Here is a 25,339-nt window from a genome sequence, read left to right as displayed (position 1 = left end):
CCGGCGACCGAGTATCGGACAACCTCGTGGTGCCGCTAGCGTGTGGCGTCCATCATGGGCCGCATGAATGATCACGATCACGAGCTTCCCGCGGCGGTGGACACGAAGGCGCTGCTCGCCCTGTCGGACGAGCACCACGATCGCCCCGTACGCCCCCTGGGCACCCATGAGGCCGCCGGTCACGTGGTCAAGGCGTACGCCCTGGAGGCGCCGGGCCGAACCGTGACGGAGCAGGACGCGGACGCCGCCCTGAGGATCGCCGAGGCGCACCTCGCACTCGGCCGTACGCGCGGGTCGCTGGGACTCGCCGTACTGATCGTGCACGCGGGAGGGGACGGCGACTACGTCCTCGTCCACACGTGGATCGAGGGGCTCATGGCCGATCTGGCGATCTTCACCGGCCCGGTGGGGCGACTCGACGAACTCCGCCCGGGCCGCACCGGCCTCGCCCCCTGCGTCTGGGAGGCCGCCGTCCTCAGCCACGAGCGCGACGCCTACTCCCGCCACGTCCTCGACGGCGGAGCGACGATCGCCGACCGCCTGAGGGCCTGGCAGGACGACACCCTGGAGGGCACCCTCCGGTGACCCCCGCCCCACGCGTACGCCCCGCCCGCCCCGCCGACCTGCCCCGGATCGCCGAGCGCCTCGCTCCTCTTCGACACCCCGGAACCCCGGCTGCGCTGCCTGGTCGCCGAGCTCCCCGACGGCGAGGTCGTCGGCTACGCCAGCTGCGCCCCCGAACTCTCCACCTGGCAGGGCCGCGAGTACCTCCACATGGACTGCCTCTTCCTGTGGGCCGACAGCCGGGGCTCGGGCCTCGGCGCGCTGCTCATGGAGGCGGTGGTGGCCGAGGCCCGCGCCCTCGGCCTGGACGAGGTCCAATGACAGACCCCCGCCTGGAACGAGGGCGCCGTCCGCTTCTACGACCGCCTCGGCGCCCACGCGAAGGAGAAGCTCCGCTACGGCCTGACGGTGACCGGGCTCGCACAAAACCCCAGGTCAAACCCACCTTGCGTATAAGCAAAACATAAGAGTTGAGCCCCCTCGGCTCAGCTCTGTTGACCCAGCGGGAGGCGTCATGCACACTTGAGTCCGTTCCACTCAAGTCATTGCTGGAGGAATTGAAATGGCACGTGCGGTCGGCATCGACCTGGGCACGACTAACTCCGTCGTCAGCGTTCTGGAGGGCGGCGAGCCCACCGTCATCACCAACGCCGAGGGTGCCAGGACCACGCCGTCCGTCGTCGCCTTCGCGAAGAACGGTGAAGTGCTGGTCGGCGAGGTCGCGAAGCGCCAGGCGGTCACCAACGTGGACCGGACGATCCGGTCTGTCAAGCGTCACATGGGTACCGACTGGAAGGTCGAGCTGGACGGGAAGCCGTTCAACCCGCAGCAGATGTCCGCCTTCATCCTGCAGAAGCTGAAGCGGGATGCTGAGGCGTACCTCGGTGAGAAGGTCACGGACGCGGTCATCACCGTTCCGGCGTACTTCAACGACTCCGAGCGTCAGGCGACGAAGGAAGCCGGTGAGATCGCCGGTCTCAACGTGCTGCGTATCGTCAACGAGCCGACCGCCGCCGCCCTCGCCTACGGCCTCGACAAGGACGACCAGACGATCCTCGTCTTCGACCTCGGTGGCGGCACCTTCGACGTGTCCCTCCTGGAGATCGGCGACGGTGTCGTCGAGGTCAAGGCCACCAACGGTGACAACCACCTCGGTGGTGACGACTGGGACCAGCGCGTCGTCGACTACCTGGTGCAGCAGTTCCGCGCCGGGCACGGTGTGGACCTCGCCAAGGACAAGATGGCGCTCCAGCGGCTCCGCGAGGCCGCCGAGAAGGCCAAGATCGAGCTCTCGAGCTCCACCGAGACCTCGATCAACCTGCCCTACATCACCGCCTCCGCCGAGGGTCCGCTTCACCTGGACGAGAAGCTCACCCGGGCGCAGTTCCAGCAGCTGACCGCCGACCTTCTGGAGCGCTGCAAGACGCCGTTCCACAACGTCATCAAGGACGCCGGGATCGCCCTCTCCGAGATCGACCACGTCGTTCTCGTCGGTGGCTCCACCCGTATGCCGGCCGTCGCCGAGCTCGTCAAGGAGCTGACCGGCGGCAAGGAGGCCAACAAGGGTGTGAACCCGGACGAGGTCGTCGCCATCGGCGCGTCCCTCCAGGCCGGTGTCCTGAAGGGCGAGGTCAAGGACGTTCTCCTCCTCGACGTCACCCCGCTGTCCCTCGGTATCGAGACCAAGGGCGGCATCATGACCAAGCTCATCGAGCGGAACACGACGATCCCGACCAAGCGGTCCGAGATCTTCACCACCGCCGAGGACAACCAGCCGTCCGTGCAGATCCAGGTCTACCAGGGCGAGCGCGAGATCGCGGCGTACAACAAGAAGCTCGGGATGTTCGAGCTGACCGGTCTGCCGCCGGCGCCCCGCGGCGTCCCGCAGATCGAGGTGTCCTTCGACATCGACGCCAACGGCATCATGCACGTGACCGCCAAGGACCTGGGCACGGGCAAGGAGCAGAAGATGACCGTCACCGGCGGCTCCTCGCTGCCGAAGGACGAGGTCGACCGCATGCGCCAGGAGGCCGAGCAGTACGCGGAGGAGGACCAGAAGCGTCGCGAGGCCGCCGAGAGCCGTAACCAGGGCGAGCAGCTCGTCTACCAGACGGAGAAGTTCCTCAAGGACAACGAGGACAAGGTCCCGGGCGACATCAAGACCGAGGTCGAGGCCTCCGTCGAGGAGCTGAAGGCCGCGCTCAAGGGCGAGGACACCGCCGAGATCCGCACCGCCACCGAGAAGGTCGCCGCCGTCTCGCAGAAGCTCGGCCAGGCGCTGTACGCGGACGCCCAGGCCGCGCAGGCCGCGGGCGGGCCGGAGGGTGCCACCGCCGGTGGGGCCAAGGCCGACGACGACGTCGTCGACGCCGAGATCGTCGACGAGGACCGTAAGGACGGTGCCGCGTGACGGAGGAGACCCCGGGCTTCGACGAGCAGCAGCCGCAGTCGGCTCAGCCGCAGCAGCCCGACGTCCCCTCCGGCTCCGAGGACGCTGAGCCGAAGGCCGCCCCCCAGGAGGGGGCGGCCCCGGCCGGGGACGCGGGGGCAGCGGCCCAGGTGGCCGGCCTCACGGCGCAGCTGGACCAGGTGCGTACGGCGCTCGGTGAGCGCACGGCGGACCTCCAGCGGCTCCAGGCCGAGTACCAGAACTACCGGCGTCGGGTCGAGCGCGACCGGATCCAGGTCAAGGAGATCGCCATCGCGAACCTCCTGACCGAGCTCCTGCCCGTACTCGACGACATCGGCCGCGCACGGGAACACGGCGAACTCGTCGGCGGATTCAAGTCAGTCGCGGAGTCCCTTGAGACCGTCGCGGCGAAGATGGGACTCATGCAGTTCGGCAAGGAGGGCGAGCCCTTCGACCCGACGATCCACGAGGCCCTGATGCACAGTTACGCGCCCGACGTCACCGAGACGACGTGCGTGGCGATTCTTCAGCCGGGGTATCGCATCGGCGAGCGCACCATCCGCCCGGCGCGGGTGGCCGTGGCCGAGCCGCAGCCCGGCGCGCAGACCGTCAAGGGTGAAGAGACCGAGACGGCCGACGACAAGGAGAGCGGTGGCCCGGACGAGGGCTGACGCCGACGGCGTACATGGTGACGTGCACGGTGAGTGGAAAAGGTGGAAGGAGGGACGTCGAGGATGAGTACCAAGGACTTCATCGAGAAGGACTACTACAAGGTCCTCGGCGTCCCCAAGGACGCCACCGAGGCCGAAATCAAGAAGGCGTACCGCAAGCTCGCCCGCGAGTACCACCCGGACGCCAACAAGGGCAACGCCAAGGCGGAGGAGCGCTTCAAGGAGATCTCCGAGGCGAACGACATACTCGGCGACCCCAAGAAGCGCAAGGAGTACGACGAGGCCCGCTCCCTCTTCGGTAACGGCGGCTTCCGTCCCGGACCCGGCGCCGGCGGCGGCTCGTTCAACTTCGACCTGGGCGACCTCTTCGGCGGCGGCCCCCAGGGCGGCGGCCAGGGAGCGGGCGGCTTCGGCGGCGGCATCGGCGATGTCTTCGGCGGCCTGTTCAACCGGGGCAGCTCCGGCACCACGCGGGTGCAGCCCCGGCGCGGCCAGGACATCGAGTCCGAGGTCACGCTGAGCTTCACCGAGGCCATCGAGGGCGCGACCGTACCCCTGCGGATGTCCTCGCAGTCGCCCTGCAGGGCCTGTTCGGGCACCGGCGACGCCAACGGCACCCCCCGGGTGTGCCCGACGTGCGTCGGCACCGGCCAGGTCGCGCGGGGCTCCGGCGGCGGCTTCTCCCTCACCGACCCGTGCCCGGACTGCAAGGGCCGGGGCCTCATCGCCGAGGACCCCTGCGACATCTGCAAGGGCTCGGGCCGCGCCAAGTCGTCCCGCACCATGCAGGTCCGGATCCCGGCGGGCGTCTCCGACGGCCAGCGGATCCGGCTGCGCGGCAAGGGCGCGCCCGGTGAGCGGGGCGGCCCGGCGGGCGACCTGTATGTGGTCGTGCACGTCGACCCGCACCCGGTGTTCGGCCGCAAGGACGACAACCTCACGGTGACCGTGCCGGTGACGTATCCCGAGGCGGCGCTCGGCGGCGAGGTCAGGGTCCCGACCCTGGGCGGCCCGCCGGTCACCCTGAAACTGCCCCCGGGCACCCCCAACGGCCGTACGATGCGGGCCCGCGGCAAGGGCGCCTTCCGCAAGGACGGCACCCGCGGCGATCTGCTGATCACGGTCGAGGTGAGTGTCCCGAAGGACCTGTCGGGGAAGGCTCGTGACGCACTGGAGGCGTATCGCGAGGCGACCGCGCGCGAGGACCCGCGGGCGGAGCTGTTCCAGGCCGCGAAGGGAGCATGAGTGTGATGGACGGCCGCCGTAGAAACCCGTACGAGCTGACGGAAGAGACACCGGTGTACGTCATCTCGGTGGCCGCCCAGCTTTCCGGTCTGCACCCGCAGACCCTGCGTCAGTACGACCGCCTCGGCCTGGTCTCCCCGGACCGCACCGCGGGCCGCGGCCGCCGCTACTCGGCCCGCGACATCGAACTGCTGCGCACCGTCCAGCAGTTGTCGCAGGACGAGGGCATCAACCTGGCCGGCATCAAGCGCATCATCGAGCTGGAGAACCAGGTCGCCGCCCTCCAGGCGAGGGTCGCCGAGATGGAGGCCGCCCTCGACGGCGCCGCCGCGGCGATGCGGCAGCGCGAGGCCGCGGTGCACGCGTCGTACCGGCGCGACCTGGTGCCGTATCAGGAAATGCAGCAGAGCAGCGCGTTGGTGGTGTGGCGGCCGAAGGGGCGGCAGTCGGACTGACTGACTGACCCGGTTTTGGCTGACGGTTCGTCAAGTATGGGCAGGGGCCCGGGGGTTCATGTGAACCCCCGGGCCCCTGTGGTCAGTTGGAAGCCTCGGAAGTCGGCTCGCTCAGCGGGTCCAGCTCGGTCGCGACCACGACGTTCGGCGAACGGGTCCACTTGTAGTGGGAGTTCCAGTCGTCGTCGACGGCGTCGATGAAGAAGCAGCGCTCCTCACCGTCCGGGACGGTCTGGTACTCGTACGAGGTGGTGCCGGCCGACAGCCACTCCACCTCGCCCGCGTAGCACATCCCCTCCTCCTCCTCGTCGCCGACGAGTTCGCCGCCGTAGACGACGTAACGGGCCAGGTCGGGCGTCGGGTTGGCGTCCCAGTTCAGCGCGAAGCCGTACTCGGTCGGCGTGGCCGTCAGCCCCGTGACGGGGGAGGGCGGGGTGTCGTCCCGGCGCGTCCCGCTGACGGAGGCGGAGGGCGTGGACTCGTTGCCCGCCGCGTCGACGGCGGTCACCCGGTAGTGGTAGGTGACGCCCACCTCGGCGGTGGCGTCCCGGTAGGAGAGCTGGTCCGTGGTGCCGATCTGGGCGTAGGGGCCACTCGCGCTCGCCGCCCGGTGGACCCGGTACGACGACGCTCCCGCGACCGCCGACCAGCCGACGCGGACCCCGCCCGCCTCGGAGGCGTCGGTGACGTCCACGCCCTGCGGGACCGCGGGCGCGACCCGGTCGACGGTGGTGACGGCCTTGTCGGCGGTGCCCTTCGACTCGTTCCCGGCCTGGTCGAGGGCGCGCAGCTCGTAGTGGTAGGTCGCGCCGGTGACCGGGAGGGTGGCGTCCGTGTACGACGTTCCCGTGGTCGTCATCAGCGGCTCGGCGAAGGAAGCGCCCCCCGCACGGCGGTACACGCGGTAGCCGCGGAGGTCCATCTCCTTGTTCTTCGCCCAGCTCAGCGCGGCCTTGCCGGTGGTCTTGTCGTACGCCACCGCGAGGCCCGCCGGCGTCAGCGGGGCGACCGTGTCGACGGTCGCGGAGGTGCGGGGGGCGTAGGCGAAGGAGACGTTGGCGGCGCCGGTCCAGTTGACGAAGTCGATGCGGAGGGTGTGCTTGCCGGAGGGGATGGTGAGGTTGAGCGTCTTCTTCTGGGTGGTGGAGACGTTCTTCCAGAGGCTGATCTTGCGGACGCCGTCGACGTAGACGCGGATGCCGTCCTGGGCGGCGGCGGTGAAGGTGAAGGGGCCGCCGGAGCCGAAGTCGCGGGTCACGGTCCAGCGGACGCCGAAGTAGTTCTTCGGCAGGCCGGTGGCGGGGGCTCCCGTGCCCCAGTTCTGGTTGATCGCGCTGTCGCAGTCGGTCTTCTTCGGGGTACCGGAGAAGGTGGTGTTGGCGTAGAACTGCCGCTTGAAGACGGGGGAGGTACAGGTGACGGCCGCGTTCGCCGTCGTGGCGGTGGCGGTCAGCAGACCGGCGGCGGTGGCGAGTACGACGGCGGTGGCTGCGGTCACCGTCGTACGTCTGGCTGAGGTCATGAAGTCCTTCAGGGTCCTTCAGTGCGTGATGCCGATCGGCGCGTGATGCCGATCGGCACCGGCGGGGGACACCGCCGGTGCCGATCAGACATACGAGGGAGCTGTTTGGTTGTACGGGTCAGCCCAGGTCAGGCGTCCAGTCGCCCAGATAGTCGGCCTTCTCGTACGAGGCGGCCTCCTCGGCGGTGAGAGCTGGGGACGGTCCTCGGTGGCCGAGGCGGCGGAGCCGGCGCCGGTGTTGGCGTACTCGCGGAAGAAGGAGTCCTTCCAGGAGTACGTCGTGGTGCCGGAGGTCCAGTTCCGGTAGGGCGCCGCCTTGATGGCGGCGGGGAGGGACGACTCGCGGTGCGGCCGTGCCCGCTCCCAGCGCGGTCAGCGCGGCCTGCACGCTGGTGAAGTCCCCGTCGCCGTCCGGGTCGACGACCGCGTCGGCACCGGGCACGGGGGCGACCTTGTGCGGCCGGGTCGCGGTGACAGTGGCGGAGTCGGCGGAGACGTTGCCCGCGTCGTCGACGGCGCGGAGCAGGTAGGCGGACTCGGTGCCGGGGTCGGCGGCGGTGTCCAGGTAGGTGGTGGCGCCGGTGGCGGTGTCGAGGTAGGTGAAGCCGGTGTCCCCCGGGCGCTTCACCCATACCTGGTACGCGGTGGTGTCGTCCGTGTTGGCCGCCCAGTTCAGCTGGTTGCCGTCGGCGGTGCCTCGGCGGTCAGCCCGGTGGGCGCGGCCGGGTCGGTGCGGTCGGCGCGGGTGGAGGAGACGGGGGCGGTGCGCTCGGAGACGTTGCCCGCGGCGTCCACGGAGGCGAGGGCGTAGTGGTACGTCGACTTCTCGGCGGCGGTGTCGTCGTAGAACGAAGTCCCGGTCGAGGAGCCGATCTTGGCGTAGGCCCCGTCGACGGCGGTCGCCCGGTAGACGAGGTGACTCTCCGCCTCCTCAACTCCCTGCCAGGTCAGCCGGTTTCCCTCGGCGGCGTCGGTGACGGCGAGGTCGTAGGGGAGGGCGGCGGGGGTCTTGTCGACGGTGGTGACGGGCTTGGTGGCCGAGCCGGTGGAGGTGTTGCCGGCCTTGTCGAAGGCGCGGACCTGGTATTCGTACGTCTCGCCGGTCTTGGGGAGGGAGGTGTCGGTGTACGAGGTGGAGGTGGTCGTGGCGAGGGGAGTGGAGCCGAAGTCGGTGCCCTTGAGGCGCCGGTAGACGCGGTAACCGGCGAAGTCCATCTCCTTGTTGGCGGCCCAGGTGAGCTTGGCGCGACCGGTGCCCGCGTCGTACGCGACCGTCTGCCCCGTGGTCGGGAGGGGTGCGGTCTTGTCGACGGTCGCGGAGGTGCGGGGGGCGTAGGCGAAGGAGACGTTGGCGGCGCCGGTCCAGTTGACGTAGTCGATGCGGAGGGTGTGCTTGCCGGAGGGGATGGTGAGGTTGACGGTCCTGCGCTGCGTCGTCGAAACGTTTTTCCAGACGTTCACCTTGCGTACGCCGTCGACGTAGACGCGGATGCCGTCGCGAGCGGTGGCGGTGAAGGTGAAGGGCCCGCCGGAACCGAAGTCCCGGGTGAGGGTCCAGCGGACGCCGAAGTTGTCCTTGGGGAGTCCGGAGGCGGGGGCGCCCGTCCCCCAGTTCTCGCTGATCTTGGCGTCGCAGTCCGTCTTCTTCGGCGTACCGGAGAAGGTGGTGTTGGCGAAGAGCTGCCGCTTGAAGGTGGGAGAAGTGCAGGTCACGGCGGCTTCGGCGGTCAGCGCGTAGACGCCGCCGGTGGCGGCGCCGATCGCGGTGGCGACGGCGGTCGTACGCACCCGACCGCGGCCGTGCCTGCGCCGGTGCCGCGCGCGTGCGCTCGCGCTCTGTCTCGGAGGAGAACCCTCGGTCATCACTTCGGTCATGCCCTCGGTCATCACTGGCAGCCCTTTCGGCCCATGGGGACGACGGAAACGAACGGAAACGAACGGTGTCGGCATGGGGGAGTGGGGCGCTACAGCGCAGGTGGGGCTGCTGGGGAAGCTGTGCGCGTAGCGGGGAGGATAAGGGACGGTTCTGTGGGGGTTGGTGGTGAGGCTGCGCCTCCGTGCGGCCGTATGGCAGTGATTGGCAGATTTGTCTCGGCTCCGGGGCCGCTGACCGGGGGCTGCGGGGGTCTGGAGTGGGACGGAACTGCCAATCCCTCGACAACGGAAGGGGAGGGTCGTGTCCATACGGCTACGGCTACGGCTACGGCGGTCGGTGGTCGGGAACGTCGCGTTCGGGGCGGGGCTGGTCCTAGTGCTGACGACCACGATCCTCGGGGGTTTCGGGGGCGTGGCCCTGCTTCTGGAGCTGGCTGACAGGGCGTTCCTGTCCTCCGTGGTGCCCGACGACGGGCGCGGCGCCGTGGTGATCGGCGGCATCGCCTTCGGCGCCGTCACCGGAGGGTTCGTGCCCGCGCTCCTGATCGGCATGGTTCACGGCACCGAGACCAAACCGAGAGTCCGCCCCGGCAAGGCCGCGCGGAACGTGGCCGCCCTACTGGCCTTCGACGTCTACGTGGTGGTCTTGGCCGTCCTCGTCTCCCAGCTGGGCCGGCTGCTGCCCGAGCAACTCACCACGCTCGTCGGCGTCTTCGCCATCGGTTTCAGCTGGATGCCGCTGGCCCTGCTTCCGAGGGAGAAGTTCGGCTCTTGATGTGCAGCAGGAGCCGCGCCAAGCCGCGTGTGTCGGTCCCGAGGATGGTGTCCGGGGTGTCGCTCTCGCGGAGGCGGATGGTTCCGTCGGGGGTGGTGGCGAGGTAGAGGCACTCGCCCTGCGGGCCGCCGCTGAACGTTGACTTCTGCCAGGTGAGTTCAGGCATCCGGAGCTCCTCAGAGGGTGTACAGCACATGCTGGATGAGGGCCAGCGAGTCCTTCACGGAGTGTGCTTCCGGGGCCAACGATACGTCGACGGGGGCGAGGGCGTACTTGGTGAGTCCGTCGAACAGCGCCCCATACTGGGCCAGGCTGTCTCGATCGCCCAAGTATTGGAAACCGGAGGGGTATTCGAGCACCACAGTGCCCAGTTCGGGGACGGCAGGGATGAGGTGCACGAAGTTCCCGGTGAGGGCCGCGTGGGCCTGAGAGGTGAACGGGTAAATCTGGATGGTCACGTTGGGGAGGCGGGACAGTTCGATGAGCTGGAGCAACTGGCCGCGCAGCACCTGAGTGCCGCCGAAGCGCATGCGCAGGGCGGATTCGTGGATCACGGCGTGTACGGACGGTGGACTCTCGCCGGTCAGGATGTGCTGCCGCACCATACGGAACTTGAGCGTGTCCTCGATGTTCTCGAAGCCCAACTCCGGGCTGGTGAAGAGAGCCTGGGCGTAGTCGGCGGTCTGGAACAGCCCGGGGATGAGAAGTGATTGGTGCATCCGCAGCGATACGGCGCCCGCTTCCAGCTCCGCCAGGTTCAGCGGCCCCTGCTCCATGGGCTTCTTGTAGGCGGTCCACCAGCCCTTCCCGCTCGCCTCGGACATGGCGACAAGAGCCTCGATATAGGTCTCATCTTTGCACCCGTACAGCTGGCACAGCTCCCGGAGTCGCTCCGTCAGGATCGTCGTCTTCGCGGTCTCGATCTGACTCAAATGAGCCCGACCCATTCCGATCCGTTCCGCGGCTTCCCCAGCATTGAACCCGGCTTGTTCGCGCAGTTGTTTGAGTTCGTAGCCGAGTCGCCGTTGGCGTTCGCTGATGATGGTGCGCAATCCCACGGTCACTCCTCGTCCAGTCGCCCAAAGTCTGTCCGCATCGAGGAAGTTCGTCCACCGATCCGGTGACTAGCTTGAAAATTGTAAACCTCTATCTCTACCGTGAGTGTGGGTTCGATCACGCACCGAATCCAACCAACTCCCCCTGCCCATAAGCCGACAGAGCACCCACACGGGCGACGCCATCGCTGGTCAGCGGGATCTCGCCCTCTTCCCCGATAGGAGCCCGCATGTACCCGTCCCGCCACGCCGCCCACCGCCCCGCCCAACTCACCCACGAATACAGCCTCTTCGCCCCGGCCGACGCGACCGCTCCCCGCCTCTGCCGGGACTTCGTACGCGCCGTCCTCTCCACCCACGACCGGGAGCACCTGATCACGCCCGCCGCCCTGTGCACCTCGGAACTCGTCACCAACGTCCACCTACACACCAAGGGCACGGCCATGCTCCGCGTCCGCCTCACACCGGCTCGGCTGCGGGTGAGCGTGTTCGACGAGAGCGCGGACCCTCCCGTGCTCGTACGGCCCGCCGGAGGGGGCGCCGCCTGCTGGGGCCGCGGCCTCGCGCTCGTCGCGGAGATGGCGGACGAGTGGGGCGTCGCGGACGGGCGGGCGGGGCGGTTCGCGAAGGGGGTGTGGTTCGAGCTGGGGCTCGCGGGGTGAGCCGGTCGCCGTGTCACCAGCTCGATCGAGAGGAAGCAGCGAGTAATGACCACTCCCCTTTTTCCCACTCCCGACCAAGTCCTGTGGCAGGCGTGGCAAGCCATGGAACTCCCCGAGGGCTACCGTGCGGAGATCATCGAGGGGGCCATCGAGGTGTGGCCCATCGGAGCCTTTCCGCACGCACGGATTGCCAACCGTCTCTGGGAGGCCCTCGGCCACTTCCTCCGGGAGGCTCAGGACGGCGCCCACGTCGTGTGGAACGCCATGACGGTGACTCACGACCACAGCGCGTGGATCCCGGACGGCTTCGTGGCCCCCGAGGGCCTGGAGCCGTACGTGGACGAGGACGACGTCGGCGTCGATGCGTCAGCCGTAGGAGCGGTCTTCGAAGTCGTCTCCCCGGGCAAGCGCAACCAGGACCGCGACCGAGTCAAGAAGCGCCGCGAGTACGCCCGCGCGGGCATCCCCGTCTACGTTCTCATCGACGACTACGACGGCCAGGGCGCCGTCACCCTCTTCACCGGGCCCCGCCCCGACAAGGCCGACTGGGAGGACATCCACCGCGTCCCCTACGGCACCGACGTGACCATTCCCGAAGGCCCCGCCAAGGGCTTCGTCATCGACGAGGCGATCACCGGGCCGAAGCGGAGCTGAACCGCGCGGTCCGTCAGCCGCCCATACCGAGCCCAGGGCCGGGGCGGGTGCCGCCCGCCGGGCGACGCGCAGTGAACGTCGCCGCGCGGTTCCCTGTCAGTCCAGCTGCTCCGTAGTCCCGTCCGGATGGATGAGCAGCCGGATGGCGCCGCCGTAACGGTTGTCGGTGATGGTGGCCGGAGTGGGGGCGCCGAGTTGCTGGGCGCGTTGCTGGAGGATCGAGAGGACGACGTCCTGGATGTCGCCGTAGGGCGGGGCGGTGACGGGGACGCCGTCGATGAGGCCGGCGTTGGGGGAGAAGACGTGTACCTGGGCGTCCTGCGCGCCGGGGTTTGCGGCGGCGGGTGGGGTCGGGGTTGGTTCGGTCATCGGGGTCTGGTCTTCCTTCCGGCTCAGGCGCTCTTCGCCTCTCCCCGCTCGGGGAGGACGGTGTCGTCGATGGCCTCGACGTCCAGGACGCGAGCGTACGTGCCGCGGGAAAGCCGTTGCAGGCGGCCTGACTTGACCATGGTGGACAGGACGTTGCTGATGGTTTTCGCCGGGTCGCCGTAGACGCCGGAGGGCAGGGCGCGCAGTACGTCGCGGGAGGAGAAGGCGCCGGGGAAGCCAGCCACGGCCTTCTCTACGGCGGCGCGGATGCTGGGCGCGGAGGCGGTACGGCGGGCGTGCCCCGCGGCGGGGTGGTCGACGTGCGCGGAGTGTGTCGCCGGGCGGGTCGTGGGGGCGGCCGATCGCGGGAGGTGGTCGTGGATCTCGCGCAGGGCGGTGCGGATCGTCTCCAGGCGGGCGTCGTCGTCGGCCTCGTCGGACGTGGCCGCCAGCATGGTCGCGACCTTCTCTACGTTCCCGAGGGTGGCGGCCAGTTCGCGCAGCAGCGGCTCCAGGAAGTCGCGGCGCAGCGCGGCCACCGGGTCGGTGGTGGCGAGTTCGACGGAGACGGAGCCGGTGAGCGGGCGCGGCGGGGGAGGGCCCGGGGTGTCGTCGGCGTCCGCCGAGGCGGGGGCGCTGTCCGGGAGCAGTGACGCGACGGCTTCGCGTACGGCCGGGACATCGACGCCGTAGTCGTGGGCCGTGTCGCCGCCGGGCAGGCACGTCAGCATCGCGAGGAGCTGCTCGAGGCTGGTGAGCGCGGGCAGGGCGGAGCGCACCAGCGGGCCGAGCACGGCCTGCCGTACGGCCAGGGCGGGATCCTCGTACGAGAAGGCGATCCGTTGCCCGGCCTCGGCCGCTGCCATGCGTTCCTCGCTCCTGTCGTCCGACGGTTCGGGCGTCGTGTACGACGGCCCGTCCGCAGTGGGGCGCCGTCTGTGAGATGTCTGTGGAATGGTGTGCGAATGCAACAGCGTCGTCGGCGCGCCGCCTTGCGATTGCTCTGCCAACAGCCCCTGCTGGTAGGCCAGTTGATCCTGGAGGAGGTCGAACGCGTCGAGGATCTGCACGAGTTCCGGCAGTTCCGGGACAGTCGGCCGGCGGGTGGACGAATGTGTGATCGCCCCGTCGGCGCGGGACCTGAGCCGGGCCAGCCGCCGGGGTACGGAGCCGGAGTCGAAGCGGATCGCGGCGTGGGGCGGCAGATCGCCGTTCTCGTCGCCGATACCGAGCGCGCGGCGCATCCGACGCCGGTCGTCTCGGGTGGTGGCGGCCGTATACCCGTACGGTTCCGCGTACGCGACGGCGTCCTGCAGGCACTCCGCCCACAACGGACAGGAGGCGCACAGGTCACGGGCGGTGCGGAGCAGGACGAGACGCTGACGGTGCTGGTCGGGCGAGAGGCCGACTTGCGAGGTGACCGAGGTGACCGAGGTGACCGAGGTGACCGAGGTGATCGAGGTGTTCGGGTTCTCCGTGGTGTCCAGCAGCGGGTGCTGGAAGACGTCTGGCCGACGGCGGCAGGGTAGCGCCGCGTCCGGTATGTGGGCTTCCCGGGTGACCGCCTTGCGGGCAGGTCGTATGGGCAGCGCGGCCAGCGTCGTATGGCTCGCCATACGCATGTGTGTTGTCCCCCGTGGTGATCCGTGATCGCGGGGGACTCTAAGGCATCTTGTCAAACTGATGCAACGCATGTGCAAAGCGCTGACCGGAAACGAACAGTGACGCGACGAATCATTCACAGAAGCCTCAACTGTCCGCCGTTTCAGGGGCTTCGCGCCGCCGCGTCCGCCCGATGCCCTGCCGGACTCGCCTGACCCGCCCGATCACAGCCTTTGCGCCCGCCCCGCGCACCGCCAACACCCCGAGCACACCAACGAATCCGAGCGGCACGCCCGCGTCCGGCACGAACATGCCGACGATCGACGCGATGGCGAGAATCACATCGCCGAGCACGACGGTGACGCCTCGTCGGCCAGGGTGCTCCTTCACCATCCAGGCGCCCAGCAACGCCATCCCCGCGAGGGCCCAGTATCCGAACGCGGCCGTCCCGGTGACGGCCGCACTCGTGTTCATGCGCGCCGCATCACCTACTGCGGAGAAGTAGCCGGTGAAGGCCAGGGCGAGGATGGTCGACGCGAGGGCCAGGAGGAGTTGGGTGCGACGGCGGAGCAGCCAGACCACTCCACCGAGCAGCAGCAGGACGCAGACCATGACGAACGCGGAGCCACTCTGCGAGGCGATCGCGAAGAGGGTGTAGGCGGCGGCCAGACCGAAGACGATGCGGGGGAGCATGCGTACGGCCCAGGGGTCGGTCTTGTCCTGGTGGAGGAGACGGCGGAGACGGGACGGCGCCGGGGGGCTCGTACGAGTGTCCTTGGTGCGGCTCATGGATCGATCACTCCCCCATGCCTGTGCCGTGTGCCTGCTCGGGTGCAGGAGGGGCCTGCGTGGGAGCGGCCTCAACCGGGGCCGGGGCGGCGGGCGCCGCCACAGGCTTCACGGTGACTCCGGGCAGGAAGTGCATGCCGGCGACGGCTTGCGGCGCGGCTTCGAGCGGCTTGCTCGGCTGGGAGGCCACCTTGGCGTTCACTTCCACGCCGGGCAGGTAGACGCCGTGGGTGCTGGCCATGGCGGTGGGAGCGGACTCCGGTGCTGGTGTCGTCGGCGTCTGCTCGGTGAGGGAGACCGCCGTCGGCTGTTGTTCCTCGATGCCGGGGGCGGTGACTTCCTGTTCCGCGCTCAGGTCCAGATCCTGCTGGGCGCGCTTCTCGGCTTCGGCTTCGGCCTGCTGCTGATCCAACAGCGCCACCCGCTCGCACACTTCGAGGATGGCGGCACGCTGGAGCTCAGGGGTGGGTAGTGATTTGACGTGCTCCAGGTCCAGGTATCCGGCCTCCCAGTACTTCTCGGGCGGTGGGTTTTCGGGGTTGGGGGCGAAGAAGTGGACGTGTGAGCGGACCCGTCCCTCGGACAGGAGTTGTTGACTCTCGGGCGGGAGGCCCTTCAGGGTCTCCTCGGAGAGGTCGTACATGAAGTGGATGTTCTCGGCGCCGATTGTCCTGCGCAGTTGGGGCAGTTCGGTTTCGTAGGCGACGCTCCACGGTGCGAGTTCTCCGGCGAAGACGATTGCCTCGCCGTCGGTGGCTTTGGCGTAGTTCTCCGAGAGGGCGCCCCAGGCTTTGCGGGCTGCGGCCTCGCCTTCGTCCTCCAGGAAACCGAGGCTCGTTTGCACCTGGGGGTTCCACAGGTGGAGTTCGCCCAGAGCCTTTCCGCCCGGTGTGCCCTCTAGGTAGCGGGCGCTGTCGGCCTCATTGTCGTTCTCCATGTCGGACCAGATGGCAGCGAGGTGCTGGCTGCTAAGAACTTTGCCCGACGGAAGGTCCGGGTGGGGAATACCGTAGGACCAGAAGGCCGACTTCATGCCCTCGCGAAGAGCCTTGACGTCAAGCCCTTTAGCGTAGTCGACGAGGTATTCCTCGACGGTCTTGTCGGCTGCTGCGGCCGACTCGAGGATCTCGTTCGCGATGCGCTTGGCCTTCGCTTTGGGAAGAGGAGCGCCTGCTTCGATCTGGAGGGTGAGAGCGCGTTGGATGGGTGTCCGGGTGACGGTTTCTACGCTCACTGTGTTTCCTGCGGGTAGCACACCACGCTGATCATGACCGCCCGCAGCCCCACTCCACGGGGGGTGACTCCGCCGCTGAGCACTTGGAGCGCGATGACCGGATCTTCGCTGCCCGTACCCCTCCAGACAGCGAGTCGGTACGGGTCGCGGTCGCTCAGGCGCATTTCGCGTGAGGGAAGCCAGTGGTCCGTGCCTCGTGGCTCGGGAAATGTAGGGGAGTCCCAGGCGCCGGAGAATTCCGGTGTACCAAGAACTCCTCGGGCGGCGGCTTCGTACCTGGGCCAGGCATCCGCCGCAATCTCCAGCACTTGATCGTTCTCGCTGGAGTTACCGGCCCGGAGATGCCAGGTCGTCCAGCGGAGAGATTGGACCGGGCTCCAGCCCCCCTCGGCCACGGGCGTCAGGCTCAGTCGGCCGCCCGTCGCGGTGCGCACGGCCAGGACGCGGTCCTGGGGCAGTGGCTTCCAGCCAAACAGCGCACACCAGTCGTTCAAGGCCGGGCCCGGGTTGGGCGGGCCGGCCCAGATCGCGGGCCAGTCCACGTGCTCGAGTCCGGCCAGTTCTTCGGCCAGGCGCTGCGGCGATTCGTCGATCTGGAACGTCGGCATGTGTGCTCCTGCGTCTGTCTCGCGTGAGTCTCGGTGCTGTCAGGCCGGTCCGGGATTTGCCCCGTCCTGCGGCGCGTGACAGTTGAGCCCGATCCTCGCATCGGCGGGTGTCGGCTCGGTCGGTGAGCCCGTCCCGAGTGTCATCTTCAACTCGATCACCGGGGCTCCCGGGGTACGGAACCACCACATGGCGACCCGGTGAGGATCCCGGTGGGCCATGCGCCACTCAGGGTTGTACCAGGGGCCACGGCCGGGGAGTTCAGGGAAACCGGGGGTGTTCCACATGCCGTTCCAGTACGGGTCGCCCATGAGACCGCGCAGAGCGTCGACATAGGCCGTCCAGCGGGCCTCAGCCATTTCGGTGACTCGCTGATTTTCGTCCGTGCCCCCGGCTCGCGCGGCCCACAGCACCTGCTCGACCCGGGTCACCGGCTGTCCCAGTGCGGCCGAAGCCAGGTGCAGGCGGCCGCCCAGCGCCGTACGTACCCGCAGCCCGGCCTCGAACCATAGAGGCTGCCAGCCAAAGCCCGCGCACCAATGGGCGCGCTTGGCCGCGTCCTCCGGCACCCCCGCCCACACCGTGGGCCAGTCCACGCCGAAGAACCGCTGGAGTTCCCCGACCAACTGGTCGGGGGTGCGGTCGGCGGTCAGGACGGGCATGGGGGCTCCTCGTGAGGGGGGAGGCGGGGGCGGGTTAGGACAGCGGTTCAGACGCGGCCGTCAGGGGTGCGTGGGTCCCGTGGTGCCGGTGTCGGAGGCGTGGACGGACGGGGCGCAGGTGACGGCTCGGGGGCCGGTGTACGGGGGCGAGGGGTGGTCGGCTGTGGTTGCGGGTCCTGCGTCTGCTGTGAGGTCTGCGAATTCTGGGGTGCCTGCGGAGTCTGAGGCGTCTGCGAGGCGCCCTGACCGCTGGAACCACTGACACGGCCGCCACGGGAGGAAGAGGTCGATGGTGGGGCCTGCTGGAGCCCTGCCTTTGCCTTGTCCTTGAGCTGTTCCTGCCCCGACTCGTACGCCGCGTACGAGGCCTTGCGCTGTTCCCGTTGGGACATGCCGATCCAGCCCTGCTCCTGGAGCGCTTTACGGCCCTTGCGTCCGGTGAGCAAGTTGGCTGCCCCCGCGGCGGTCTTGCCCACGACCCGCCCGCCGGCCTTGGCCGTGTTCACCATGGCCTTGTCCCCCTTGGCGACCACCTTGTCGCTGCCCGCGCTCGCCGCCTCCCGGATGCCCATCGCGTCACCGGCACCGCCCGCGAACTCGGGGCTGAAGTTCCCGGCGAGGAGCTTCTTCAGCATCATCACCACGGCGGCGGTGACCAGGACCAGCATCAACAGCTGCGTACCCAGGGCGACCTGGGCCGGAAGGATGATCTGGTACAGGACCAGCAGGACGGTCAGGATCACTCCGAAGCCCGCCCGCAGCACGAAGCTGTGGATGAACGTCTCCAGCCAGCCCTTGAGCAGCTTCTGCTGTGAGGGATGGATACCGAGTGTGGCGACCAGCGGCAGCATGATGATCAGGATCAGCGTGACCGCGTGCCAGAGCAGGGTCAGCGCGCTGAGGACGATGACCATCAAACCGACAATGAAGGCGGCGATGAGGGAGTAGAAGGCTATGCCGACTCGGTCGGCGGCGTTCATGCCTGCCCAGTCCGGATAGGGCACCGGGTAGTACGTGCCCTTGGCGATGTCCCCGCGGATCAGCGTCCAGTCGTAGAACTGGTCGAGGCCCTTTTCCTCTTCGCCCTCTATGGACTCTGTGTCGATGTCGGTTATGGACTGTGTGATGGCCTGGCGCACGCGGAGATCCGCGCAGCGGGTGCTGTCCTCCGTACCCCAGTAACAACCGGTGTGCTTCGGGACTCCCATCGAGACCCCTTCCGGGACCGTTTCCGGGCAGTAACCGTTCGTGGCGGTCGATTTGTCGCTCTTCAACCTGAAGATGCAGGTGTTGCCTGCCTCTCCGAACTGGCCGAGTGCCCACGGGCGGAACGCCAGCGTGTCGTACATCGCGCAACTGGAGAGCCGAAGACCCTCATTTCCTCGGCTGTCGTTCAGATCGCACGGCGGCTGCGGCGTACCTGACACGCTGGACAGCGCGGTCGAAGTAAGCGTCGAATTGGCCTCCGCGATCCATTTGTCGGCGCCTGACACGAAGAGGTTGTAGTTGCTGCCGGACAGAACGGCTATGACCGCGATCGTGGTCAACCCTGTCCAGGAGATCCCTGCCCAGACCTCGCGCATGTCGCCCTTGCGCCACTTGGCGAACACCCAGAAGCCGACCAGCACGATCATCACCGGGACGGCTGGTTCGAGAACGTGGGACTTGAGCGTCTTGACGGCGTTGTCCCGTCCCGAGTAAAGGGCGGCGAAGGGACTCGGGTTGGAGGCCATCTCCTTGATCGAGATGGAGAACCGAGTCAGGACCTTGGTGCCGTTGAAGATGAGGTTTGCCATGCTGTTGTTGACCCAGGCCATGAGCGAACAGTCATCCGCCCCGCTGAACCAGGCGCCGTTGTTCTTTTGGGCGTCTTCCTTGTCCTTGAAGGTCATGGACCAGTTGAGACCCCGCATGCCGTTCAGTTCGTACAGGGTGTAGCTGCCCGCGTCCTTCGGTTTCACCAAGTCTTCGGTGGCGGGTTTTCCTTCGCTCAGGAGACCGCCGATCGGCGCGACGGCCGGGCTCCATTGCGCAACCGTGGGTATGAAGGCCTCGCCATTACTGCCCGGGGAGTCCCTGTGGTAGGTCTCGTCCCCGGTGAAGTCGCAGGTGAAGTCCGCGGACGCCGACGTCGGCGCGGCCAGGGTGAGGGCGATCAGCGCCAGCACCAGGAAGAGGCCGGCACGGACGGCTGCGCCGACTTTTCGAATGCGGCGGCTCAGCGCGTTGCGCGGGGGCATCTGAAGTCCTAACGGGGAGGGGGCGAGAGGGAACACCTTGGTCGCGCGAGCTGTGGGACCCGCCTACGGGATCAGTCCTGTTACTGGTCCAGGGGATCGAGAAGATAGTTCGTCAGCACGCAGCCACTCGCCAATGCGTCTTCCGTGCGATAACCCTCAGGCGCCTTGAAGCCGGGATCGCAGTTCTGGGTGAGGGTCTTGGACCGGAACATGAAGGTATAGCCTCCTGGGGTGACGGGTGGTTCGGGCAGGCATCATGCGGCAGACGGTTCCGGCGTGGCGGCCCGCGCCGTCGCCGGGTCCTCCTCCGCCTCCTGCAGGAACGTCCAGTCCCAGACGCTCAGCGGCGGGTTGATGCCCTGACGGGCCGGGCGGGTCGTGCCGTTCGTGTCAGTCGCCGCGAGGATCTCCTTGAAGACCAGGTCGACGGCGACCGTCCCGACGCGCTTGTCGGCGTCGCGCTGAAGGCAGACACCGGTGCGGAGTTCCTGCAGGGCGTTGATGACCTTCTGGTCGTCCTCGGGGCGGCCGAGGAGCGGGGCCACGAGGGACGCCTCCTGCGCGGACTTCTGCTTGAAGGCGAAGACCGTGTGGATCTGGTTGGCGCCACCGCTGCGGGCCTCAGAGTCCTCGATCTGGACGAGGTCGATGGCCTGCTGGGTGATCAGGACGGTCACGGCCAGGTAGGAGCGGCCCTGCTTCAGGGCGCGGCGCATCAGGTCGCGGCCCGACTCCGTGGCCGTGACGACGTACGCCTCGTCCACGAACAGCGCCTTGGGGCGCAGGCCGATCTCGCCCGTCACCGGGTTCTTCTCGTAGCCGACGTCCAGCATCTGGCTGCCCAGCTCCACGACCGCCATCAGGGCCGTCGCCGCGAGGCGCTCCGCCGGGTTCCAGTTGCGCGGGTCGGAGGCCGCGGGGGACTGGAAGCCGCGCAGGGTGATGACCGTACGGCGCTTGCGCATCGCGGACAGCGGCTGCGGGTGTTCGGCGAAGGCCAGACGGGCGTAGGGGAGCGTGCGCAGCTCGGTCAACAGCATCTGGGCGAGCTTCAGGTCCTTCGCCGCTTCCCGGTCGTTCGTCGCGAGCGCGTGCTCATACGCCGCAACGACCTCGTCGACCACCTGCCACAACGTCGGCCGAGGCACCTGCTGTTCGGCGTCCCTGGCCGTGTAGCCGTGGTCAACCGCTTGGCGGATCGCGGAGTTGTAGCGGCCGATCACCGTGGCCATGCCCTCGATGACGGGGAGGCGTACGCGCTGGTAGTCCTCGTCGCCGAGGAAGCCGCGCAGCATCGACTCGGCGAGGAGCCGCCCGGCGGGTACGTCACGTGCGATTACCCAGGGGTCCAGGACACCCGCCTGGCCCTTGAGGAGGTCGACGACTTCCGTCTCCGCCCAGAACTCCGGGTTCACCGGCTGGAACCGGCTGGCCGGGGTGCCGAGGAGACCCGCCTCCGCGTCGCCCGCGAACGCCGGGTCGTTCACCTGGGAGCCGAAGGCCAGGTAGTAGCACAGCTGGGCGAAGTCGGTCTTGGGGTCGATGACCAGGCAGCGGACGCCCGACTCCGACTCCTCGTAGAACTTCTGAAGGGCCAACGACGACTTTCCACCACCCGACGCACCTACGATCGCCAGGCCACCGCCGTCATTTCGGGCCGGACCCACGTGCAGTGAGTAGTGGACTGGCATCTTGCCCGCCCAGCCGACGAGGTTGCCGACCCAGCCGAGGCGCTTGCCGGAGCGCTGCTCGGGGTTGTCGCCCAACTCAGTGCCGGCGGTGGGGAGTCCGGCGCCCAGCTGCTCGACCTCCTGCAGTCGCAGGTAGGGAGCGATGGGGAGCTTCGGGGCGTCACCCGGGAGTTGGGACTGGAGCAGCCGCCACTGCTGGCGGGTCGGACGTAGCAGGGTGACCTTCAAGTCCTGCTTGAACTGCATCTCCAGGACCCGGCGGCGGCGTTCGAGTTCCTTCACGCTCGGAGCCGAGATCGTGAAGCGGATCTGCGCCTCCATCCCCGGCATCTTGTGCTCCTCGATGTCGTCGACGAGCTCCTGGGCGCGGGTGACCTGGTGGGCCAGCTTGGTGTCCGGGGTGCGGCCGGAGTTGGCCATGTCGTTCATCTCGTCGACGAGGTTGCCGCGGATCTTGTCCGCCCGGTCCTTGAACTTCAGGTATGGGATGAGCGTGAAACGCATGTCGATCTCGACGGGGAACTCCACGTGCTGGGCCGCGTAACGCGCCCACGCCGTCGACTGGCGGAAGCGGGTCTCCGCAGGCCAGTTGGCGGCGACGAGGGTGGTGGTGTAGCTGGTCTGCTGTTCGCCGGTGACCTCGTCGTACTGGTTGAGGACGATGTGGGTTTTGCGGTTCTCGCCGGAGAAGTCGACGACCAGGTCGAAGGCATTGGGGCCCCACGCGCGCGAGCCGAGCACCGGCTCGGGCGGGACGGGCAGGTCGCCGTGGAGGGGCTTGCGGATCAGCCAGACGAGTTCTTCGCGGGTGAGGGGCGTGCCCTTGAGGGTCTCCAGGCTCTCGTGGACCTCGGTCGCCACCTGCGTCCATTCCGCGACGACGGAGGGCGACAGGTACTCGTCGGCGACCCCGGTCGCGGTGGCGGCCACGTGGTCGGCGGCACCGCTTACGCCGCGTAGCAGGCCCGGCTCGTCGTACGGTTCGTCGTCCTCGGACATCACCCCGGAACCGCCGCTGTTGCGCTTGAGTGAACCCAACTTCACCAGCAGGACGTTGCGCTCCCGGTTGGCGCCGATGCGTTCCTGGTACTCGGCCTTGCGGAGGTTGTAGGCCTTGTAGTTGTCGGTCGGGTCCCAGGCGATCGCGTTCAGGTCTTCCGCCCAGGTCAGCGCGGTGATCGGCTGGTAGACCTTGCGGTAGTGGCACTCGACGTTGCGGTCGCCGCGGGCGAGGTTGAGCAGACCGCGCGGCGGGCCCTCGGCCATCGCCTGGAGTTCCTGGGCGTTCAGGTACTCGTCGATGGCGTTGGGCAGGACGAGGCCGGTCCACACCGAGTCGCCGTGGACGAAGATCATGTCGTCGGCATAGCGGTACGGCAGGCGGAGGTCCTCGCGCCGGGACGAAGCGCCCGACGCGGAGGACGACTTGGAGCGGCTGGACGATGAGCGTGCCCGACCGCCGCCGCCTTGGCCCGGCTTCTTGCTCGACGTGGCGGCCATGATCATGGCGACCACGAAAAAGGCGGCCGCCCCGCCCAGAAGGATCAACATGAACATGGACATGGAGGAGTCATCCTGCGGTAGTCGGCTTGGTACGGGGGTGGATCAGCGGGGGAACTGGCATCTGTTCAGCGGGGTGTCGAGAAGGCCGTGCCGCGCTCGGCGGCGGCCCTGCGGGCGTCTTCGTAGCGTGCCTGCCAGCGCGGCGACCCCGGGTTCCAGAGGATGACCTGCCAGTGCAGTTCCTCCGGCTCCTGGTCGGCGGAGAGTCCCTGCAGCCGCTTGGGCTGGAACCACCAATCGGTCCACACCACCAGCTGCTGGCTCAGCGTGAGCGCCGAGGGGAGCGGGCGGCCCCAGACGAAGTAGACGGCGAACGGCGGTCCGAAGTAGAGAACCGACGTGAGCATCGACATGCCGAGGAAGGGGAGGAACGCCGAGAGGGTGAACAGGGTGATGAGCCACACCAGCCCGAAGCCGAAGGCAGCGCCCAGTGCGGGCAGCAACAGGCCCGGCAGGGGAATGTTGCCCCAGTTCCAGATCCGTTTCGGCCGGTTGACCAGGTCGGTGTGGTCGTAGGCGACCAGCGGTTCGGGTGCCTCCTGCGTCATCGCGGCGAACTCCCTCCGTCGATAGCTTGATTGAGGAGCCGGTCAGCTATCGCCGTTACCGATCTGGTCGCCGAGCGAGATGAGCAGACCGGCGAGACCGCTGGCACCACCGATGACGAGAGCGGCGAGTGCGATCATGCCGAAGCCCTGGAAGGCTTCGCGCATGCCGTCGCCACGCTTCATCGACATCAGCATGCGGATACCGAGGACGAGAAGGGCGATGACGGCGACCAGCGTGCCGGCGCTGGTGAGGATCTCCTGGACCTCACCGAACATCTCCTTCATCTTGTTGGTTCCGTCGCCGTCGGCGGCCAGGTACATGGTGGTTCCTCTCGGGTGGGGAAAGACGAGTGATGAGGTGAGGGCGTGGGCGGTCAGGACTTCTGGGGCTTGTCGTCCCCGGACGGCTGGGATGTGGCGGAGGGAGACGCCGAGCCGGAGGGGGACGACGGTGCGTCGGTGCCCTCCTCCGGCACGGTTGCCTCGTCGGAGTCGGCCCGGCCGCCCTCCGCATCCAGCACGCCGCCGCGGATGTCCTTGATGAACCAGCCCTGCGCCGTGTTCACGACGGTCATCCGGTACGCGCGGCTCACGGTCGCGCCCTTGGGATCGCCCCAGGTGACGCCCACGCGGAGCTGCACGGCCTGTCCATTGCTGTAGGTGTACGAGTCGGCGCCCTGGAGACTCTTGGGCACCAGCGCGACCACATTGTCGATCGTCGGGTCCGTCAGCCGGCCGGCCAGGCCGGCGGTGGCCACCTGTGTGGCGCCGGGCGCGGCGAAGCGGGCCATGGCGGTGGAGTCCGACGCGCCCCATGCCTCGAAGTAACCCGGCAGTACCTTCTCCTTGAGCTGCGCCGCGAGCTCGTCGTCGACGACCTCGTCCTTGTCGATCTCGGGCACGTCCGCGCGGGCGGGCAGCGGCATCTGGCCGACATCGCCGGCGACGCGCATGCCTTCGCCGGTCGCGAGGTCCTTCACGTACACAGGCACGGTGAGCGTGGTCAGGGAGCCGTCGTCGCTACGGACCTGGATCCCGAGGTAGCGGCCGCGGTCGCCGTACTCGGGAAGCTCCTCGAGGGTGCCGTCCCAGACGGCGGACAGGGCGGTGCTGGACCCCTCGCCGCTCCAGCCGCACTCGGAGTCGACGCCGGAGGAGGCATAGCGGGCGAGGTTCTCGCGGCGGTCGGCCTCCGTCTCCGGCGAGTACGTCATGCACAGCAGCGCGTACTGCTCGGCGAAGGTCGCCGCCTGTTGCGTCGGGAACTCGGTGAGGCGGTACTTGGCCACGTCGTCGGAGTCGAGACCGGCCGTGACGGAACCCGACGACGCGCCGACCACCAGCCCCATCACACCGCACGAGCCCAGCGCGAAGACACACGTGGTGATCAGCAGGGTGGCTCGCAGCGCGACATGCGTACGGCGGCCCCCGGCGGGGGCCCGGCCGCCCGGCTTGGGGACGTCGAAGTCGCGGGCGGGAGCCGGCTTGGCGGCGGCCGGGGAGGGTGCGGTGCCGGTGGTGGCCGAGGCGGAAGCGCCGGCCGGGGCGGTGGGCCGAGTCCTGAGGGTGAGGGTGTGGTTGCCGGCAGCGGGAGGCTGAGGCGCGGACGCGGGGGCGTTGGCGGTCGGGGCCACAGGTTGGGGCGCCGCCGCTGCCGGGGATGCCGCCGTGCCGCCCTTCTTGCGCTGCTCCTTCGCCGCCTTCTTCTGCTCGTACGCGGCCTTGCGGGCCGCGCGCTCCCGCTCGCGCTTCTCCTTCTTCGACTCACTCGCCGGACGCGTCTCGCGGGGCGGCAGCGCGGGTACGGCGGCCTGCCCGGCCTGGGGTGTGTTGCGCACCCAGGCGGCGGCGACCTGCGCGCGGGCCGCGTCGGAGGGGAGTTGCTGCGGCTGGGGGTGGGTGGGCTGCGGGGCAGGGGGCTGGGCCTGGTGCGGGGCAGCGGGGTGTTGCCCCTGGCCCTGCGCCTGCCATGCCTGCTGATGCGGCTGTTGGGGAGGACCGAAGGACCCGGGCTGCCCGGAAGGCTGGCCTCCGCCGACCGCGCCAGCAGGGCTGTTGTGGTCTGTCATCGAGTCGGTTACTCCAGCGAGTCGGTTCCCCGTCCGCCTGGGCGGGCACGACCGCACCGCACGACGGGCCCTGGCCCA

The 25,339-nt window shown here is 68.8% G+C and carries 25 protein-coding genes; 9 read left to right on the top strand and 16 right to left on the bottom strand.

Translation table 11 applies throughout. From position 1 onward, the window contains the following. The first annotated feature begins 63 nt into the window (after positions 1-63). From F3T56_RS15620 to F3T56_RS15595, 6 genes are all read left to right on the top strand, one after another. The gene (locus F3T56_RS15620; RefSeq protein ID WP_149825801.1) at positions 64-585 is read left to right on the top strand and encodes a hypothetical protein; all 522 of its coding nucleotides are present in this window, start codon (positions 64-66) and stop codon (positions 583-585) included. A gap of 90 nt (positions 586-675) precedes the next feature. Beyond that, positions 676-885, top strand: a complete 210-nt coding sequence (locus F3T56_RS49710; protein ID WP_342786942.1) for a GNAT family N-acetyltransferase — start codon at positions 676-678, stop codon at positions 883-885. A gap of 241 nt (positions 886-1,126) precedes the next feature. Then, a complete protein-coding gene (dnaK, locus tag F3T56_RS15610) occupies positions 1,127-2,974 on the top strand; it encodes a molecular chaperone DnaK (RefSeq protein ID WP_149825800.1) in 1,848 nt (615 codons plus the stop codon). After that, positions 2,971-3,645 carry a nucleotide exchange factor GrpE gene (gene grpE, locus F3T56_RS15605; RefSeq protein ID WP_149825799.1) on the top strand — a complete coding sequence of 225 codons (675 nt, stop codon included), beginning with the start codon at positions 2,971-2,973 and terminating at the stop codon, positions 3,643-3,645. The genes dnaK and grpE overlap by 4 nt, the downstream gene beginning before the upstream one ends. A 63-nt stretch (positions 3,646-3,708) precedes the next feature. Beyond that, positions 3,709-4,890 carry a molecular chaperone DnaJ gene (gene dnaJ / locus F3T56_RS15600; RefSeq protein ID WP_149825798.1) on the top strand — a complete coding sequence of 394 codons (1,182 nt, stop codon included), beginning with the start codon at positions 3,709-3,711 and terminating at the stop codon, positions 4,888-4,890. 5 nt (positions 4,891-4,895) lie between these two features. Further along, positions 4,896-5,345: a heat shock protein transcriptional repressor HspR gene (locus F3T56_RS15595; RefSeq protein WP_149825858.1), complete on the top strand. Its 450-nt coding sequence runs from the start codon at positions 4,896-4,898 to the stop codon at positions 5,343-5,345. An 82-nt stretch (positions 5,346-5,427) separates the two neighbouring features. Here the strand turns inward: F3T56_RS15595 and F3T56_RS15590 are convergent, their stop codons facing one another. The 3 genes from F3T56_RS15590 to F3T56_RS15580 all read right to left on the bottom strand — a co-directional run bounded on the left by F3T56_RS15590 (position 5,428) and on the right by F3T56_RS15580 (position 8,742). Further along, positions 5,428-6,867: a fibronectin type III domain-containing protein gene (locus F3T56_RS15590; RefSeq protein WP_149825797.1), complete on the bottom strand. Its 1,440-nt coding sequence runs from the start codon at positions 6,865-6,867 to the stop codon at positions 5,428-5,430. 118 nt (positions 6,868-6,985) lie between these two features. Continuing rightward, the gene (locus F3T56_RS47810; RefSeq protein WP_246203634.1) at positions 6,986-7,495 is read right to left on the bottom strand and encodes a hypothetical protein; all 510 of its coding nucleotides are present in this window, start codon (positions 7,493-7,495) and stop codon (positions 6,986-6,988) included. A gap of 44 nt (positions 7,496-7,539) precedes the next feature. Then, positions 7,540-8,742 (bottom strand): fibronectin type III domain-containing protein, encoded by a 1,203-nt coding sequence (locus F3T56_RS15580; RefSeq protein WP_246203633.1) that lies wholly within the window; start codon positions 8,740-8,742, stop codon positions 7,540-7,542. Positions 8,743-9,043: 301 nt separating this feature from the next. Between F3T56_RS15580 and F3T56_RS15575 the strand changes: the two genes are divergently transcribed. Then, positions 9,044-9,517, top strand: a complete 474-nt coding sequence (locus tag F3T56_RS15575; RefSeq protein WP_149825796.1) for a hypothetical protein — start codon at positions 9,044-9,046, stop codon at positions 9,515-9,517. Here F3T56_RS15575 and F3T56_RS15570 read toward each other — a convergent pair. Both F3T56_RS15570 and F3T56_RS15565 read right to left on the bottom strand, forming a co-directional pair. Then, positions 9,468-9,683: a DUF397 domain-containing protein gene (locus F3T56_RS15570; protein WP_149825795.1), complete on the bottom strand. Its 216-nt coding sequence runs from the start codon at positions 9,681-9,683 to the stop codon at positions 9,468-9,470. The genes F3T56_RS15575 and F3T56_RS15570 overlap by 50 nt on opposite strands. 10 nt (positions 9,684-9,693) lie before the next feature. Beyond that, entirely contained in the window at positions 9,694-10,575 is an 882-nt protein-coding gene (locus F3T56_RS15565; RefSeq protein ID WP_149825794.1) for a helix-turn-helix domain-containing protein, read from the bottom strand. A 227-nt stretch (positions 10,576-10,802) separates the two neighbouring features. Between F3T56_RS15565 and F3T56_RS15560 the strand changes: the two genes are divergently transcribed. Beyond that, complete coding sequence (locus F3T56_RS15560; protein WP_149825793.1) at positions 10,803-11,234, top strand: ATP-binding protein; 432 nt, start codon at positions 10,803-10,805, stop codon at positions 11,232-11,234. A gap of 45 nt (positions 11,235-11,279) precedes the next feature. After that, on the top strand, positions 11,280-11,888 hold the full coding sequence (locus F3T56_RS15555) for a Uma2 family endonuclease (RefSeq protein ID WP_246203632.1): 609 nt from the start codon (positions 11,280-11,282) through the stop codon (positions 11,886-11,888). A gap of 96 nt (positions 11,889-11,984) precedes the next feature. Here F3T56_RS15555 and F3T56_RS15550 read toward each other — a convergent pair whose 3' ends face one another. The 11 genes from F3T56_RS15550 to F3T56_RS15500 all read right to left on the bottom strand — a co-directional run bounded on the left by F3T56_RS15550 (position 11,985) and on the right by F3T56_RS15500 (position 25,261). Next, positions 11,985-12,257, bottom strand: a complete 273-nt coding sequence (locus F3T56_RS15550) for a hypothetical protein (protein ID WP_149825792.1) — start codon at positions 12,255-12,257, stop codon at positions 11,985-11,987. 23 nt (positions 12,258-12,280) lie between these two features. Next, positions 12,281-13,873, bottom strand: a complete 1,593-nt coding sequence (locus tag F3T56_RS15545; RefSeq protein WP_149825855.1) for a WhiB family transcriptional regulator — start codon at positions 13,871-13,873, stop codon at positions 12,281-12,283. 133 nt (positions 13,874-14,006) lie between these two features. Continuing rightward, positions 14,007-14,648 (bottom strand): hypothetical protein, encoded by a 642-nt coding sequence (locus F3T56_RS15540; RefSeq protein ID WP_149825791.1) that lies wholly within the window; start codon positions 14,646-14,648, stop codon positions 14,007-14,009. A 7-nt stretch (positions 14,649-14,655) separates the two neighbouring features. Further along, positions 14,656-15,882, bottom strand: coding sequence for a hypothetical protein (locus F3T56_RS15535; RefSeq protein WP_149825790.1), 1,227 nt, complete (start codon positions 15,880-15,882; stop codon positions 14,656-14,658). Beyond that, positions 15,879-16,490 carry a hypothetical protein gene (locus F3T56_RS15530; protein ID WP_149825789.1) on the bottom strand — a complete coding sequence of 204 codons (612 nt, stop codon included), beginning with the start codon at positions 16,488-16,490 and terminating at the stop codon, positions 15,879-15,881. The genes F3T56_RS15535 and F3T56_RS15530 overlap by 4 nt, the downstream gene beginning before the upstream one ends. Before the next feature lie 39 nt (positions 16,491-16,529). Continuing rightward, a complete protein-coding gene (locus F3T56_RS15525; RefSeq protein WP_149825788.1) occupies positions 16,530-17,150 on the bottom strand; it encodes a hypothetical protein in 621 nt (206 codons plus the stop codon). A gap of 47 nt (positions 17,151-17,197) precedes the next feature. Next, positions 17,198-19,390, bottom strand: a complete 2,193-nt coding sequence (locus F3T56_RS15520) for an ECF transporter S component (RefSeq protein WP_149825787.1) — start codon at positions 19,388-19,390, stop codon at positions 17,198-17,200. Between the two features lie 254 nt (positions 19,391-19,644). Continuing rightward, positions 19,645-22,644, bottom strand: a complete 3,000-nt coding sequence (locus F3T56_RS15515) for an ATP-binding protein (RefSeq protein ID WP_246203631.1) — start codon at positions 22,642-22,644, stop codon at positions 19,645-19,647. A gap of 65 nt (positions 22,645-22,709) precedes the next feature. After that, on the bottom strand, positions 22,710-23,192 hold the full coding sequence (locus F3T56_RS15510; RefSeq protein WP_149825786.1) for a hypothetical protein: 483 nt from the start codon (positions 23,190-23,192) through the stop codon (positions 22,710-22,712). Positions 23,193-23,234: 42 nt separating this feature from the next. Next, entirely contained in the window at positions 23,235-23,513 is a 279-nt protein-coding gene (locus tag F3T56_RS15505) for a TrbC/VirB2 family protein (RefSeq protein WP_149825785.1), read from the bottom strand. 53 nt (positions 23,514-23,566) lie between these two features. Next, positions 23,567-25,261 carry a conjugal transfer protein gene (locus tag F3T56_RS15500; protein ID WP_149825784.1) on the bottom strand — a complete coding sequence of 565 codons (1,695 nt, stop codon included), beginning with the start codon at positions 25,259-25,261 and terminating at the stop codon, positions 23,567-23,569. Between the last annotated feature and the right edge of the window lie 78 nt (positions 25,262-25,339).

It is taken from the genome of Streptomyces tailanensis (assembly GCF_008386495.1).
Classification (GTDB): domain Bacteria; phylum Actinomycetota; class Actinomycetes; order Streptomycetales; family Streptomycetaceae; genus Streptomyces; species Streptomyces tailanensis.
The sequence above is the reverse complement of the archived record's forward strand: the minus strand, read 5'-3'. Positions and strand labels throughout refer to the sequence as shown.

What these genes read in the sequence shown, in the direction of transcription:
- dnaK (WP_149825800.1), top strand. Translation starts at nt 1,127, where the DNA reads ATGGCACGTGCGGTCGGCATCGACCTGGGCACGACTAACTCCGTCGTC.
- F3T56_RS15620 (WP_149825801.1), top strand. Translation starts at nt 64, where the DNA reads ATGAATGATCACGATCACGAGCTTCCCGCGGCGGTGGACACGAAGGCG.
- F3T56_RS15540 (WP_149825791.1), bottom strand. Translation starts at nt 14,648, where the DNA reads ATGAGCCGCACCAAGGACACTCGTACGAGCCCCCCGGCGCCGTCCCGT.
- F3T56_RS15580 (WP_246203633.1), bottom strand. Translation starts at nt 8,742, where the DNA reads ATGACCGAAGTGATGACCGAGGGTTCTCCTCCGAGACAGAGCGCGAGC.
- F3T56_RS15510 (WP_149825786.1), bottom strand. Translation starts at nt 23,192, where the DNA reads ATGACGCAGGAGGCACCCGAACCGCTGGTCGCCTACGACCACACCGAC.
- F3T56_RS15500 (WP_149825784.1), bottom strand. Translation starts at nt 25,261, where the DNA reads ATGACAGACCACAACAGCCCTGCTGGCGCGGTCGGCGGAGGCCAGCCT.
- F3T56_RS15590 (WP_149825797.1), bottom strand. Translation starts at nt 6,867, where the DNA reads ATGACCTCAGCCAGACGTACGACGGTGACCGCAGCCACCGCCGTCGTA.
- F3T56_RS15545 (WP_149825855.1), bottom strand. Translation starts at nt 13,873, where the DNA reads ATGGCGAGCCATACGACGCTGGCCGCGCTGCCCATACGACCTGCCCGC.
- F3T56_RS15515 (WP_246203631.1), bottom strand. Translation starts at nt 22,644, where the DNA reads ATGTCCATGTTCATGTTGATCCTTCTGGGCGGGGCGGCCGCCTTTTTC.
- F3T56_RS15595 (WP_149825858.1), top strand. Translation starts at nt 4,896, where the DNA reads ATGGACGGCCGCCGTAGAAACCCGTACGAGCTGACGGAAGAGACACCG.
- F3T56_RS15560 (WP_149825793.1), top strand. Translation starts at nt 10,803, where the DNA reads ATGTACCCGTCCCGCCACGCCGCCCACCGCCCCGCCCAACTCACCCAC.
- F3T56_RS15570 (WP_149825795.1), bottom strand. Translation starts at nt 9,683, where the DNA reads ATGCCTGAACTCACCTGGCAGAAGTCAACGTTCAGCGGCGGCCCGCAG.
- F3T56_RS15550 (WP_149825792.1), bottom strand. Translation starts at nt 12,257, where the DNA reads ATGACCGAACCAACCCCGACCCCACCCGCCGCCGCAAACCCCGGCGCG.
- F3T56_RS15520 (WP_149825787.1), bottom strand. Translation starts at nt 19,390, where the DNA reads ATGCCCCCGCGCAACGCGCTGAGCCGCCGCATTCGAAAAGTCGGCGCA.
- dnaJ (WP_149825798.1), top strand. Translation starts at nt 3,709, where the DNA reads ATGAGTACCAAGGACTTCATCGAGAAGGACTACTACAAGGTCCTCGGC.
- F3T56_RS15530 (WP_149825789.1), bottom strand. Translation starts at nt 16,490, where the DNA reads ATGCCGACGTTCCAGATCGACGAATCGCCGCAGCGCCTGGCCGAAGAA.
- F3T56_RS15555 (WP_246203632.1), top strand. Translation starts at nt 11,280, where the DNA reads ATGACCACTCCCCTTTTTCCCACTCCCGACCAAGTCCTGTGGCAGGCG.
- F3T56_RS15525 (WP_149825788.1), bottom strand. Translation starts at nt 17,150, where the DNA reads ATGCCCGTCCTGACCGCCGACCGCACCCCCGACCAGTTGGTCGGGGAA.
- F3T56_RS15505 (WP_149825785.1), bottom strand. Translation starts at nt 23,513, where the DNA reads ATGTACCTGGCCGCCGACGGCGACGGAACCAACAAGATGAAGGAGATG.